Raw genomic sequence first — 13,693 nt, 5'->3', positions numbered from 1 at the left:
CGCGCCCCCCCCCCCCCCCCCCCCCCCCCCCCCCGCCCCGCCCCGGCCCCCCCCCGCCCCCCCCCCCCCCCCCCCCCCCCCCCCCCCACCCCTCGCCTGGCCCACGGGTCGATCTCAGTATGGATCGCTCAGGTCAACGGCAGCGTTGACCGTTGAGGGTGAAGGCGGTTGGCGGCGGGTTGGTGCCGCTCCACGTGCCGTTGAAGCCGGCATTGGTGGACGCGCCGGGGTCGAGTTTGCCGTTCCAGCTCAGGCTGTCCGCGGTGACGGCGGTTCCGTTCTGTTTCCAGGTGGCCGACCAGCCCTGGCTGACCTTCTGGCCGGTGGTGGGGAAGTCGAAGGCGAGTTTCCAGCCGTTGATCGCGGTGGTGCCGGTGTTCTTGATCGTCACGGTCGCGGTGAAGCCGCCGGGCCAACTGTTCGCCGTATATCCGACGGTGCAGCCCAGGGTCGGGGCGGTGGGCACGGTCCGCACGGTCAGGCCGGGCGAGGCCGCCGAGACGTTGCCCGCCGCGTCGCGGGCGGTCACCACGAAGGTGTACGAGGTGTCCGGCGTCAGCCCGGTCACGGTGTACGTGGTGCCGGTGGCGCTGCCCACCTTCACGGTGCCGGTGGTGTCGACCCGGTGCACGTCGTAGCCGGTGACGGCGGTGTCGTCGGTGGACGGCGTCCAGGCCAGCGCGACGCTGTCGCCGGTGATCGTGCCGGCGGTCGGCTTGCCCGGAGCGGTCGGCGCCTGGGTGTCGCCGGGCGTGGTGCCGCGCGGCAGCACCAGGTGGGTGATCGAGTTGGCCGGGAAGGTGGTCGTGAGGCCGCTGGCTGTCACCGGCAGGTCGGCCTCCCGGACGACGCCAGCGAGATTCGCCCCGCTGTAGCGGTAGACCTGAGCGGTGCTGGCGGACGCGCCGGTGAGGGCGACCGGGCTGGTCAGGTCGTCGCCGCTCTTGTTGACCACGACCACTGTGAGTGCCTTGTCGGCGCTGCGTTCGGCGGCGTACACGGCCAGCTTGCCCTGGTCGCCGCTTGTCGCCTTGACGGACGTCTCGCCGAACGCGCCACCCTTGCCGTCGTAGTTGCGGTAGACGCGGAAGGCGTTGGCCACCGGCTGGTCGGCCGTGGGCGCGGTCCAGAGGGTGGCCAGGTCGAGCCCTTCGCGGCCGAAGATGCCGAGGACGTCAGCCTGGGCGAGCGCGCCGTTGAGTGACCCGAAGCCGCCCCAGTTGTACTCGGTCATCGCGACCTTCGTACCCGGGTAGTGCTGGTCGACCAGCTCGCGCAGGCGCGGGATGAACCGGACCGGCTGGTTGATCCAGCTCTCGTCAACGTAGGTCGGGTCCCAGAGCTGGCGGGTCGAGCGCAGCCGCAGCGCCTGGGTGGTGGCATCGCCGGCCGCGTCGCCGAGCACGCCGGACTGCTGCGGGTAGAGGTGGACGTCGAAGTAGTCGAGGATGCGGGTGCCGTGCTGCTGCTCGTACTCGCGCATCCGGTCCAGATACCACGGGCCGAGGTCCTGGCCGCCGTGCGCGGCCTTGTCCGGCGGGTTCGACCAGCAGCCGGTACGCGAGCAGGTGTCCTGGTCGAGGCCCGAGTAGAAGATCGAGTTCAGGCCCCAGCCGACGGGGCCGAGCGTCTTCGCGCCGGGGTCGGCGGCCTTGATCGCGGCGGCGTACGCGTAGGTTCGGTCGCGTAGCTCGTCGTAGCCCAGCCCGGTCGGGCGGACGTCGCGGTGGGTGGAGTGCCACAGGTCCGGCTCGTTGTCCAGGTTGTAGAACTGGACCCCGCCGTTGGCGGCGGCGCCGAACTGCCCCTTGAGGTGGTTGACGAAGTCGGTGACGTACTCCGGGCCGACAGCGACGCTGGTGTCCTTCGGATCGTTGCCCGTGACGAGTGACCCGTCTGGCTTCTTGCCGTTGCCGCAGTCCGGCGCCCAGGGGTCGGTGGACTCCTGTGGGCCGTACTTGGCGACGCTGAAGCCACACGCCCGCGACCGGTCCTTGGCGATCCAACCGAGCATCGGCACCGTCATGACCGTGGCCGCGCCGGTGGCCTTGTTCTCCTGCACGAACCGGTCGCTGTCCGAGCCCTTCGGGAGGTCATCCGGACTCGGGTTGTCGTTGGGGATGTTTTCGAAGTACCAGTCCGCCGCGCGGTTTGTGGTGTCGGCACGGAAGTTGTAGCGGGTGGTGGCGTTGCCGCCGTAGCGGTGCACCGGCAGCCGTAGGTCGCGGGCGAGTGCCTGGTCGGCGAAGTTCATGCCGTAGACGTACGGGCTGATCGGGTGCCGGGCGGCGGTGGTGTCGACGGCCAGCGCCGGGCCGGCCGCGGCCAGGGCGGGCTCCGGCAGGGCCAGACCGCCGAGGGCCGTGGCGAGCACGACCGGGAGTAGAGCGGTGGTGGGACGCACGAGCATTCCTTTCCAATAGGTGCCCGTCAATGGGAGCGCTTCCACAGCCTTGCGCTTCCCTGGCTCCGAGTCAACGCCGGGAGCCCCATTGTGGATCATGCCGGTTCGAATCGACCTGTGTAGAGAGTTGGCACAGGGCTGGGCCCGTCGCGTGCTGACCGGGGACTTCTTTAAGGAACCTTGACAGTGCTGCCGGAGATGGACAGGATTCAATAAAGAGAGCGCTCTCTTGAGCTGGCGTGGATCAACGGGCCAGCAGCGCCGCTCCTCGTCCCGGGAGCGGCGTCGTCAATCTGGGAGAGGAATCCGATGGCTCGTACAGCCAAAGCGCTCGCCGTCACCGCGGTGGCACTCGCCGCGGTCGGCGCGACGCCGCTCGTCAGCTCCGCTGGCGAAAGTCCGGCACCGACCACGTCTGCTGCCGCCCCCTCGTACGAGATGGCGCCCGGCATGGTCGCGGCGCTGCGCCGTGACCTCAAGCTCGACGACAACCAGGTTGCCGCGCGCCTACGTGCGGAGGCGGCCGCCGGCGTGGTGGAACGTCGGCTGCGCGGCGAGCTCGGCGCGGCCTTCGCCGGCGCCTGGATCCCGCCCGGCGCCAGCCGGCTCACCGTCGCGGTGACCGACCCGGCCGCAGCCGCCAAGGCGCGCGCCGAGGGCGCGGACGCCACGCTGGTCAAGCGCAGCGGGCCCGACCTGACCAGGTCGCGCCGGGCGCTCGACGCGCACGCCGCCGAGGCCGGGCACCACTCGGTCCGTGGCTGGTACGTCGACGTCGCCACCAACAGCCTCGTCGTGCTCGCCAAGCCGGGCGCGCAGGCGGCCGCCAAGGCGTTCGCCAGGGACGCTGGCGCGGGGACGGTCTCCGTGGTCACCAGCGCCGAAGCGCCCAGACCGATGTACGACATCCGCGGTGGCGACCAGTACGTGATCAACGGCAACACGCTGTGCTCGGTCGGCTTTGCGGTTTCGGGTGGCTTCGTCAGCGCAGGCCACTGCGGCGGCACCGGCAGTCCGACTCTCGGCTACAACAACGTCGCGCAGGGCACCTTCGCCGGTTCGTCGTTCCCCGGCAACGACTACTCGTGGATCCGGACCAATGCCAGTTGGACGCCGCAGCCGTGGGTCAACAACTACGCGGGCGGCAACGTCCTCGTGGCCGGCTCCCAGGACGCCCCGGTGGGCAGCTCGATCTGCCGCTCCGGCCGGACCACCGGCTGGCGCTGCGGCACGCTGCTGGGCCGCGACGAAACCATCGTGTACGCGCAGGGAGCGGTTTCCGGCCTGTCTCGCAGCAACGCGTGCGCCGAGCCCGGCGACTCGGGCGGTTCCTGGATCTCTGGCAACCAGGCCCAGGGCGTGACGTCGGGCGGCACCGGTAACTGCTCCTCCGGCGGCACCATGTGGTTCCAGCCCGTCAACGAAATCCTCGCCACATACGGACTGACGCTCACCACCTCGGGTGGCGGTGGCAGTGGCAGCGCGGTGATCAGCAACTGGAACAACAAGTGCATCGACGTGCCCGGCGGCGACTTCTCCGACGGCAAGCAGCTGCAGATGTACGGCTGCAACCAGAGCCCGGCCCAGCGCTGGAACTTCGTCAACGGCACCCTGCAAACGTCCAACAACAAGTGCATGGACGTGGCCTGGGGGTCCACCGCGAACGGCGCTGCCATCCAGATCGCCAACTGCTCCGGCAACCCGGCACAGCAGTTCGTGCTGAGCGCCGCTGGCGACCTCGTGAACCCGCAGGCCAACAAGTGCGTCGACATCAAGGCTTGGAACGGCGACGACGGGGCAGCTCTGAATCTGTGGGACTGTACCGGCGGCGCCAACCAGAAGTGGCGGCGCGGCTGAACTACTCCGCCGTACCGCAAGCGGCTCGCCCGCCGGCAGCGCGACGCGCCGGCGGGCGAACCGATGCCGCAGGTCGTCCGTCAGCGCCCCGCGGGCCTCGGCCTGGTCGAGGAACGCGTGCTCGCGGTGTCACGCCCCGGTTGAGACTGTCAGGATCGTGTTCGAGGAGCCGTCCGCGGAGGCAAGGAGAAGGCATGAGCGACTGGAACGACAAGATCATCGATGAGTTTCGCGCTAACGGTGGGCAGGTCGGCGGCCAGTTCGCTGGCACGCCGCTGCTGCTGTTGCACACGATTGGGGCCAAGAGCGGCCAGCCCCGCGTGAACCGGATGGTGTACGCGGATTTGCCGCCTGACGCGCAAATGGATACGGCCGATCACCAGCCCTCGGTGCAACTGACCCGTTTGACCAAGAATCCGGATCTGCCGCGAGTCGCGCGGTCGGCGGTTTCGCGTGGCGATCTGGCACCGACCACCGGTCACCTCGCGGTGGCGGGCCGGTCGAGATAGCCGACATCCGTCGAGCCGGGCGCGGCATGGACCTGGTAGCCGCCCAGGTCATCATCCTGGGGTGGATGCCAGTGCCTGAAGTCGCTTTGCTCCGGCACGCGCATCTGCCGCCGATGGTGCGCTGCCGGGTGGTGCAGGTCAGGGGCCGAAGCCTGCGTAGCGGCCTGCGTAGCGGTGTGCGAGGGCTGTCAGCTGCGCCACTCGGGCATGATGGGCCGGGTCAGGCGGCAGATCGGGAAATGCTGCGGCGATGTGTCGCCGACTCGAAGGGACAGATCGCTCATGCGATTGCTCGCTGACCTGGCCGCCGAGGTCGGTCAAGCGCGCGGTGCATGCGGCCACGATGTCGGGCTCGTCTGGGAGGTCAAGGTAGTAGGTGGTTCGCCGCGGCGACGGCTCGGGATAGTCGCCGTACTCTTCCGACATCGCCCAATGCATGCGTTGGCATAGATCGGCCAGCAGGGCATTCATTTCGCCGGCCGAGGCGCCGTCAGGCAACGGTCCGTGGTCGGTGAGGCGGCTGAGCAGACGGCGCACCAGGTCCGGTGGGAGCTCGTCGGCCATGAGGTGACCGTGGACGGTCACCAACACGCTGAGCAGGGCCTGCAGATCCGACATGGGTAGTGCTCGAGTGGGCGACTCCATGCACGCCACGGTAGTGACCTCGGCTCACCTCATTTCTCGCCCACGTCAGCCGTCACCCGAGATTGAATCCACTGTCATGCCGCGATGCGCGCCTTCAGCCCCGCTCCCGCAATGTCCGACTTTGCCGATGAGGGCGCGCCGCTGAAACCTGCTAACCAAGATGGCCGGGAACACCTTTAGCGAGACAGACCCGACTTCATCAGCGGTGAACTCGGCGGTGGCGAGGGTGCGCAGGGTGGTCCGGGTGGTCGCCAGATCGGACGTCCGCAATGCGCTCAGGAGTCATCGCCATGACTGCACGCGGCCGGAAAGGCTGACCCGTACGTCAGTGCAGTGCAACCTCACCTGCGTGGACGGCACGCACGGCGCGCTCGACAGTCTCCTGATTTTCGCCGACCGGAGCCACGTAATCGATGACGTCGCGTGCGACGTCCTCCCCGAGCATTCGGGTGATCACCCATGTGGCCAGATACTGAGAGGCCAGGCAACCGCCCGCCGAAGCGATGTTGCCCTCGGAGTGGAACGGCTTGTCCAGCACGGTGACGCCGCAGGCTTCGACAAAGGGTCGGCTCGTCATGTCCGTGCACGCCGGCATACCAGCCAGCAACCCGAGCTGGGCGAGCACCAGCGCGCCGGAGCACTGCGCACCGATCAGTTGTCGCGATGGGTCGAGCAGCAGCCTGGAGAGCAGTTGGTCGTCGGCGACCACGTCTCGCGCCTTCACCCCGCTACCGATCAGCACGACGTCGGCTGCGGCCACGAACTCCATCGGGCGCTGCCCAGTTACTTCGACGCCGTTCATCGACGTGACCACCGGCGTCGGCGTCGTAATGAAGGCTTCCAAGCCGTCCTTACGGCAGCGGTTGATCAGCGCGGAGGCGATGAAGCTGTCGAGCTCGTTGAACCCGTCGAAGGTCACCACGGCTACCTGCATGACAACTCCCTCAAGTACGGCGTCAGATCTGCAATATCGCTGGCGGGCCGTTGAGGGTCGAGAGCCAATCACCGGCTGGCGGCATGCCCTTCGTGCTCTGCGGTCCGAGCGGAGCTCGTGTCCGACAGCCTGGTCTACCGGTACGACCCGGCCGCCTCACCCGACGGCCTTCCCGGCCAGGAAAGCACCTTCACCATGTGCAGCTTCTGGTACGTCCGGGCCCTCGCTGAGTCCGGACGGCTCGACGACGCCACGCTGACCTTCGAGAAGATGCTCACCGACAGCAATCCACTCGGCCTCTACTCCGAGCAGATCGCACCCACCGGTGAGCAGACCGGCAACTTCCCGCAGGCGTTCAGTCACCTCTCATTGATCGGCACCGCCTTGGACCTCGACAGCCTGCTCGACACCCACCCCTGAGGAGTCACGCGGGTGGAAGCGTTCACCGGCCCGGACCCCACGCCGTTCTGGCAAAGCGTCACGGGCGGCTGGGGCCAGTCCGTACGATCGACAGCGACCATCGGGCACCGCTCCGTCGCGTGGCGTGGGCCCCCGGCTGGTCGCCCCGCGGATTCCACCGCCGCTGCAGCGGCTTCGGTCGCGTGACGGAGAGGAGCGGGCGGGTGAACGCCTCGTTCGAGACCCTGCGTACCAGGTTGACCGGCGGTGTCCTGACGGTGACGCTGGACGCGCCGCCGATCAACATGATCGGCCCGGAATTGGTGCGGGACCTGGTCACCCTGCTTGACCGACTGACCAGCACCACAGAGGTGCGGGTGGTCGTCTTTGACACCGCCGACCCGGACTTCTTCATCTCCCACGTCGACCTGACCAAGGTCGCCGAGTACTCGGCCGAGGCGGCCAAGGCAGGCGGGGGCCCGCAGGACGCCTTTCTCGGGATGGTGTTCCGCAAGCTGAGCGAGGTACCGGTCGTCACGATCGCGAAGCTGCGCGGACGGGCTCGGGGAGCGGGCAGCGAGTTCGTGCTCGCCTGCGACATGTGCTTCGCGGCGCGGGAGAACGCGCTGCTTGGCCAGCCGGAGTGCGGTTTCGGCGTGGCACCCGGGGCCGGTGGCCTACAACACCTGACGCGCCTGCTCGGCCGAGGACGGGCCATCGAAATGATCCTCGGCGCACAGGACGCGGACGCCGACCTCGCGGAGCGGTACGGGTGGATCAACCGGGCGTTGCCGGACGTCGAGCTCGACGAGTTCGTCACAACGCTGGCCCGACGGATCGCGTCTTTTCCCGCGGCGGCGATTCGGGCCACAAAGCAGGCGATCAATGAGCTGACGCTGCCACCGGCAGAGGCCGTACGCGCCGACGGCCGCCGGTTCCAGGAGTTGGTCGCCGCCCCGGAGGTGCAGGACCGGTCAAAGGAGTTGTTCAGCCGGGGCTTTCAGACCCGGGGCCCGCTGGAGCTTGATCTCGGCAAACGGATCGCCGATCTGCCGGCCGCCGGCTGAGCGCTGCCCGGATGAGGCCCAGCGGTTGAACGCGGCTCCCGGATCCGCTGCTCGTCCTGCCGACCTTCATCGTGCGCTTCACAAGATCAGCGTGCGGATTCGCGGAGCCACCGGACCACGGACACCGGGGTAGAGGCCGGCGGAGGATCGCCTCGTGCCAGTCACACCCTGGCACGGTCGCCAGGTCATGGCCCAAGACACACGCCGATCCGGCCGTCGATCCCGTGCTGCTGGGCCAAACTCCTCCGCCAAGCGGCAGGCGGGGATAGCGATGGCCTTGCACGTCGGCGACTCGCGGAGCAGATGGGGAGCAACAGGGTGCACTGAACGGCCTTCAACTGCACCGAACTGCACCCGACGGCCCGCAACTGCACCCAGCCTGCCTGCGGTTTCTCATCTTCGCAGGTCAGAGTCGGTGCGGCGTCCTGTTTCACCGCGGAGTGCTCGGCGGTTCTGCGTAGCAGTCGATGGCGCTCTATGTCGGCTGGCGTGGGAGTGTGCGCAGGTCAAGGCGGTAAGGGGCCGTTGGTTGGCCAGGCCTTGCATCTGGGAGCAGATTGGGTGCAGGTTGGCGAAGAGGTCTCCGCGCCCGAAGTGCTCACAGATGCCGGACAAGAAGAGGGGCTTTGGCCTGTGGTGATGGAGATCGAGCGGTGCGGCGTGACCTCCCAGTGAGTGGCGAAGTGGTCAAATGGCGTTGCTCCCAGGACGGCTGGTGCCCGCCGACGGCTCGACTCGCCTAACAACGTCCCTGCAGGTGCGCTGTCGATCGACGTAGAGCGTCGCGGGTGAGCTCGGTGGAGTCCGCCGCAGTTCCGTGATTCGAGACGCCGATCCCACGGCCAACGCCCTGACCAGGCACTTCAAGCTGGTGACCTCTTCGGCGAATCCGAAGGCGTCAGCACTGGTGGTCCTGGTCGTGGTCGGGTGACGTCCGCTCATGCCGATGAGCGGATGTCGGCTCATTACCTCACGGTCGGGCTTGGACGGTCCAGGTCGAGAGTCCAGGTCTGGCCGATGAGGTCGTGGCCGAAGCTGTGGTGTGGTTCCTCGTCGGCGAGGGTGAACCCGAAGGCTTGGTAGATCCTGCGTGCGGACACGAGTACGTCGTTGGTCCATAGGACGACACGCTGGTAATGGGCGTCGCGCGCGAAGGTGAGGCATTCGTCGACCAGGCGGGTGCCGATGCCGAGGCCGCGGGAGGCCGGAGTGACTAGCAGGATACGCAGCTTGGCCGTCTCGGGTTCGTCGCCCGAGATCAGAAAGACGCATCCGGCGCGTTCGCCGTTGACTTCGGCGATCCAGGCCGCCTCGCGGGCCGGGTCGTGGCCGGTGGCGAAGTCGCCGACAATCCTGGCTACCAGCGCCTCGAAGTCGGTGTTCCAACCGAACTGCCGGTCGTAGATCTCACCATGGGCCATCACCACCCATCCCAGGTCGCCGGGGCGGTCGGCCCGGCGCACGGTCACGTTCGCCGACGGCTGGTTCTGCTGCGCCATCAGGAAGCCCTTCCAAGGGTACTGACACGACTGTTTCAGTGGAGGGTAGGCTACGCCCGTGTCCGAGGAGACGACAACCGCGTCTGCGCGGAAGATCGAACTGCTGGAAGCCGCCTACCGGTACTCGCTCGCGCACGGCCTGGCTGGTCTGTCACTACGTCCGCTGGCTGCGGCGATCGGCTCCAGCCCTCGGGTGCTGATGTTTCTGTTCGGGAACAAGGACGGCCTGTTGCAGGAGTTGTTGGCGCGCGCCCGGGTGGACGAACTCGCGGTGCTGGGCCACATCCAAGCGGCGAGCAACACGACGGCCATCGGCCTGACCGCCGCCATCGAGCGCGTGTGGGCGTGGCTCGCCGCGGACGAGCATCGGCAGCTGCTGAAGTTGTGGGCCGAGGCGTACGCCCGCTCCCTGATCGAACCCGACGGAGTGTGGGGCGGCTTCGCCGCCACCACGGTGAGCGACTGGCTCGCCGTCCTGGCCGCATGCCAGCCACCGCGCGAGAGGGACAGCGAGGAGGGCTCCGCCCGCCGCACTCTTGCTCTCGCCATTCTCCGAGGCGCCCTGCTCGACCTGCTAGCCACGGAAGACCACGACCGCGTCACAGCTGCGGTCCACCACCAACTCGCCCTGTTCCAGAACCGACATGCTGCAGTACCCCGGCCCTAAGGTCTAGAGCAGCTGGGGCGGGCGCCGCGGTTGCGGCATGGTCGGGGATGGGCGTCTGCGGCCCGTCTAGCTGGATTGCGCAGTCACCTGGTCGGCGGTCTCGGATCGGTAGGCCCGGTCGTCGCGCCCAATTCGGGCGAGCCGCCATTTCTCGGCGCCTCTGGCTGGGCGACCGCTTGCCGTCGGACCTCGTCGCCTGAACACTTCTCCGCCTGATCGGCAATGTCAGGTTGAAGCGCGGACTTTGCCGAGGAGGGCCATGGCTACGGATGCCGATTTGATAGGCCGGTCGCTGGATGGTGATGTCGACGCCTTCGTGGAGGTGGTCGAGCGTCATGAGGCCGCCGTCGGTTCGTACCTCGCTCGCCGGGCGGGGCGGGATGCGGCTGAGGACCTCTTGGGCGAGGTTTGGGTTGCGGCGTTCGAGTCGCGGCGATCGTACGACCGGTCGTACAACGATGCGCGGCCGTGGCTGTACGGGGTGGCATTGAATCGCTTGCGGCGCTACTGGCGGTCCCGGCCGGCCGAGGACCTGGTCGCGGACGTGCCGGACGTGGCTACTGGATGGGATCCGTGGTCGGCGATAGACCTCGGCGTGGACGCCCGGGCGGTGCTCCGGTCGGCCCTGGTGCGGCTCAAACCCGAAGAGCGGGAGGTCCTGAGGCTCGTCGCCTGGGAGGACCTGACCGCAGCCGACGCCGCGCGGGCACTCGGCATACCGGCCGGCACCGCGCGGCGGCTGCTGAGCCAGGCCAGGACGGCATTGCGCGATGCACCGGGGGTGTCCGCGCTTCTCAAGGACCGCAACAGCGCGAAGGAGAGACACCGATGACCGACGAGCTCGATCTGGTCGGTGCGTTGGGCAGCGCAGAACCACTACGCCCGGAGGCGTATCAGCGGGCGCGGGCGGTACTGCGGGCGGCTATGGCCGACCCCGGAACCGTGCGGCTGCTGGGCGCGATATCAGCGGAGGACACGACTATGGAGGCGACTTCAGCCATGAAAACGACGACAACCACGCCGGACCACGGCTCCGGCCCGGCGATTCAGCGCCGCCGCCGGATCGGTATCGCGGGCCGATTTGGCATCGGCGCCGGGGCGGGGGTCGTCGCCGCAGCGGCAGTCGTCGCTGTGGTGCTCAACTCGCCGGTGACGGGGGGCACGGAGGCCGGCAAGGATTCTTCGGCCGCCACCTCGGGCTCGACCACCGTCGACGGGTCCGCTGAGCGCGCGCCGCTGATGACCCTGGCCGGGTCTATCAAGACGGTCACCCCGTCGGCGGGCGACGCATGGCTGGTGAAGGCGACGCAGGCCCACGGCACCAAGACCATGCAGGTCGTCTACACGCTGTACACCGACGGTCACGCGATCTATACGGGCAACAGCGTGACGGACATCAAGCGTGCGATCGCCCGTCACCAGGACCAGATGACGGACGGCGGCTACGCTCCGCTCCTCAAGGCAGCCGTCGCCGCGGCGGACAGCAGCCCGGCCGACGGCCGGACCCAGATGCTCAAGGCAGCCAAGGATCCGCTGGTGGGCCTCGACCCCGCAGCGCAGAAGGCAGTGTGGGACAAGCAGCAGGCGGAAGCCCAGGTGATTATCAAGCAGAAGGGCGGCAACGCCGAGCCGAAGCCGTACAGCCCTCAGGCCGTTCAGCGGCACTTCGACAACGCCCTGTGGACGTACAGCACCCAAGCGCTGTCCGCTGGGGACGGCAACACGCAGGTCCGGGCCGGTGTGCTGCGTCTGCTGTCCACCATCCCCGCGGTCAGCGTCAAGGACTCGACCACCCACGGCAAGTCCACCCTGACGATCACCGCCGGCCCCGAGGTGTTCGGCGGCGAGGGCAGCGAGGTGCTGACCATCGACGCCAAGACCGGCATGCTGGTCAAGGACGTCTCCACCGTGCCGGGCCTCCCTGCGGCCTCCACGACGTACGAATCCTCCCGCGTGACGAAGGCCGACCTGTAGGCCGGGAACTCCCACCCACCAGCATTCCGGCAGACGGGCATAGCGCGCCCGGCGTTCGATAACGGTGCGGGCCGCCCAGAGGCGGCCCGCAACGTCGTTTTGTTGTTCGCACGGCCCGCGCCTGACTGCGATGATCGACGCGTGACGCACATCCCGGACCTGGCGCCCTATGACTACTACCCAGGCGCCCCGGACGCCATTGCCATTGGTTGGCTGGACTCGAGCATGCCCTTTACTACAGGAGCCTGCCCGCCAGACGTTCGAGATCGCTTGGTGAGCCTCGGCGTCAAACCAGTACGGCTCATGCGTGGCTACCACTACTGCCAGTTCTGCCAGGCACCGGTCGAGCCTCCGCGCGTGATTCGGGCCGACATGCGGCTCTACGAAGCTCCCGGTGTTGCGCACGGGAACGGCGAGATCTGGCTCACCGAAGCGGACGGAACGAACTTCGCTGCACCGGCGCTGATCGGCCACTACGTTGAAGAGCATCGCTACCTGCCACCTGACGGCTTCATCGAGGCGGTTCGGACCGGTGTCCCCACCCTTGGCGTCGCATAGTGGCGATCCGGCTCCTGCCGCAGCCAGCTGGCAAGTGAAGATCAGCCGGACCGGCCCCAGTAGTGGTCGAAGTGGTCAGGCGTTGCTGCTCCCGGGACGGCTGGCGCCGGCCGACGTCCCGGTTCGCCTAAGGTCACGTCTAAAGGCGTGCTGCAGATCGATGTGGTGCGTTGCGGGTGAGCTTGCTGGAGTCCGCCGCTGTTCCGTCATTCGAGACACCGATCCCACGGGCTATGTCCTAAGCAGGCCCTTCAGGCTGCGGACCTCTTCGGCGTGCCCGAAGCCGTCGGGGTTGTCCCTCGGAGGCGGTAGGGCAGCGTCCGCTCATGTCGATGACAGCGCGTTGGCTCGGTCCTGCACCATCGTTCCAGCGTTAGGGTCACGAGCATGACCGATCAAGACGCTCGCGAGATCGCACTCGCCTTCCTCGCTGACCGCATGGGCGAGGTCCGCGCCGGTGAATTGGTGATCACCGGTGTGCGGGAGCACGAGGCCGCATGGTCTGTGGGCTACCAGTCACGCGCCTTCATCGAGTCAGGCCGCATCTTCGACGCGTTGGTCGGCAACGGGCCGGTGGTCGTGCCCAAGTCCGGCGCGGACCCGTGGCTGGCCTGGTCCGGTCGGCCGGTAGAAGAACAGATCGCCGAGGGGCGGCCCACTCTCGGATGAACGCACTGACAGGCCGCCGGGCGGGAGGCATTGCTGCGGTGTGTCGTCAGTAGTGACTGAAGACCTGGCGAACCGTAATGCCGAGCACGGCCGACACTTGCGCTGCCTCGTCGGGCGACAACCAGCTGCGGCCTGGATTGCGAACCAGTAATTCGAATCGCGCAAAGGCGGCCGGCCAGTGGTACTCCAGGTCGTTGAGCGAGACGGCTGCGCTGCAGCACGGTGTCACGGTGTCCAGTGTTGCGAAGCGAGTGGCATAGGCATCATCCATCCGCTCTTGCCACCAGCCGGCATCCAGCGGAGCCTTGCAGGCCGGGCAGCCGATTGCCTTGAGGTTGGCGCCCTGGTCAATGAACGTAACCTCGGCGTACTGGCAGGCGACCAGCTCTCCCGCGCCCGGACACATCGCCGAGACGACCTCGGCCGCAGTATCCGCGGCGTCCTGCGCCGGTACCCAGGCCGGCACGGTCGGCACGATACGAAGGAGGTCCTCACTCACGCCCATATCCTC

General features: G+C 68.2%; 12 protein-coding genes and 2 pseudogenes. 9 read left to right on the top strand and 5 right to left on the bottom strand.

The features are described from left to right. Window positions 1–133: 133 nt before the first annotated feature. Window positions 134–2,404, bottom strand: a complete 2,271-nt coding sequence (locus tag ACGGAQ_RS13145) for a glycoside hydrolase family 44 protein (protein WP_393048087.1) — start codon at window positions 2,402–2,404, stop codon at window positions 134–136. A 309-nt stretch (window positions 2,405–2,713) separates the two neighbouring features. Here ACGGAQ_RS13145 and ACGGAQ_RS13140 point away from each other — a divergent pair, with 309 nt between their 5' ends. Then, window positions 2,714–4,261 (top strand): ricin-type beta-trefoil lectin domain protein, encoded by a 1,548-nt coding sequence (locus tag ACGGAQ_RS13140; protein ID WP_393048084.1) that lies wholly within the window; start codon window positions 2,714–2,716, stop codon window positions 4,259–4,261. Between the two features lie 194 nt (window positions 4,262–4,455). Further along, a pseudogene (locus ACGGAQ_RS13135) lies at window positions 4,456–4,599 on the top strand (nitroreductase/quinone reductase family protein); the annotation flags it as partial. A gap of 309 nt (window positions 4,600–4,908) precedes the next feature. On the opposite strand, the gene ACGGAQ_RS13130 reads toward ACGGAQ_RS13135, so the two are convergent. Together ACGGAQ_RS13130 and ACGGAQ_RS13125 are read right to left on the bottom strand one after the other, a co-directional pair. Next, window positions 4,909–5,388, bottom strand: coding sequence for a hypothetical protein (locus ACGGAQ_RS13130; protein ID WP_393048081.1), 480 nt, complete (start codon window positions 5,386–5,388; stop codon window positions 4,909–4,911). Window positions 5,389–5,740: 352 nt separating this feature from the next. Then, window positions 5,741–6,349: a DJ-1/PfpI family protein gene (locus tag ACGGAQ_RS13125; RefSeq protein WP_393048079.1), complete on the bottom strand. Its 609-nt coding sequence runs from the start codon at window positions 6,347–6,349 to the stop codon at window positions 5,741–5,743. A 99-nt stretch (window positions 6,350–6,448) separates the two neighbouring features. Between ACGGAQ_RS13125 and ACGGAQ_RS13120 the strand changes: the two are divergent. Next, window positions 6,449–6,769: pseudogene (locus ACGGAQ_RS13120) on the top strand (glycoside hydrolase family 15 protein); the annotation flags it as partial. Between the two features lie 203 nt (window positions 6,770–6,972). Then, window positions 6,973–7,815 carry an enoyl-CoA hydratase/isomerase family protein gene (locus tag ACGGAQ_RS13115; RefSeq protein WP_393048076.1) on the top strand — a complete coding sequence of 281 codons (843 nt, stop codon included), beginning with the start codon at window positions 6,973–6,975 and terminating at the stop codon, window positions 7,813–7,815. Between the two features lie 965 nt (window positions 7,816–8,780). Here ACGGAQ_RS13115 and ACGGAQ_RS13110 read toward each other — a convergent pair. Continuing rightward, entirely contained in the window at window positions 8,781–9,314 is a 534-nt protein-coding gene (locus ACGGAQ_RS13110) for a GNAT family N-acetyltransferase (RefSeq protein ID WP_393048073.1), read from the bottom strand. Between the two features lie 58 nt (window positions 9,315–9,372). Between ACGGAQ_RS13110 and ACGGAQ_RS13105 the strand changes: the two genes are divergently transcribed. From ACGGAQ_RS13105 to ACGGAQ_RS13085, 5 genes are all read left to right on the top strand, one after another. Next, window positions 9,373–9,981, top strand: a complete 609-nt coding sequence (locus ACGGAQ_RS13105; protein WP_393048071.1) for a TetR/AcrR family transcriptional regulator — start codon at window positions 9,373–9,375, stop codon at window positions 9,979–9,981. A gap of 259 nt (window positions 9,982–10,240) precedes the next feature. Then, on the top strand, window positions 10,241–10,813 hold the full coding sequence (locus tag ACGGAQ_RS13100; protein WP_393048068.1) for an RNA polymerase sigma factor: 573 nt from the start codon (window positions 10,241–10,243) through the stop codon (window positions 10,811–10,813). Further along, window positions 10,810–11,955, top strand: a complete 1,146-nt coding sequence (locus tag ACGGAQ_RS13095) for a hypothetical protein (protein ID WP_393048065.1) — start codon at window positions 10,810–10,812, stop codon at window positions 11,953–11,955. Before ACGGAQ_RS13100 ends, ACGGAQ_RS13095 begins: the two co-directional genes overlap by 4 nt. A 141-nt stretch (window positions 11,956–12,096) precedes the next feature. After that, entirely contained in the window at window positions 12,097–12,513 is a 417-nt protein-coding gene (locus tag ACGGAQ_RS13090) for a hypothetical protein (RefSeq protein ID WP_393048063.1), read from the top strand. Between the two features lie 387 nt (window positions 12,514–12,900). Then, window positions 12,901–13,182 carry a YrhB domain-containing protein gene (locus ACGGAQ_RS13085; RefSeq protein ID WP_393048060.1) on the top strand — a complete coding sequence of 94 codons (282 nt, stop codon included), beginning with the start codon at window positions 12,901–12,903 and terminating at the stop codon, window positions 13,180–13,182. A 46-nt stretch (window positions 13,183–13,228) separates the two neighbouring features. Here the strand turns inward: ACGGAQ_RS13085 and ACGGAQ_RS13080 are convergent, their stop codons facing one another. Further along, window positions 13,229–13,681: a hypothetical protein gene (locus ACGGAQ_RS13080; RefSeq protein ID WP_393048058.1), complete on the bottom strand. Its 453-nt coding sequence runs from the start codon at window positions 13,679–13,681 to the stop codon at window positions 13,229–13,231. Window positions 13,682–13,693 lie beyond the last annotated feature (12 nt).

It is taken from the genome of Micromonospora sp. NPDC047557 (assembly GCF_043205095.1).
GTDB lineage: Bacteria > Actinomycetota > Actinomycetes > Mycobacteriales > Micromonosporaceae > Micromonospora.
The sequence above is the reverse complement of the archived record's forward strand: the minus strand, read 5'-3'. Positions and strand labels throughout refer to the sequence as shown.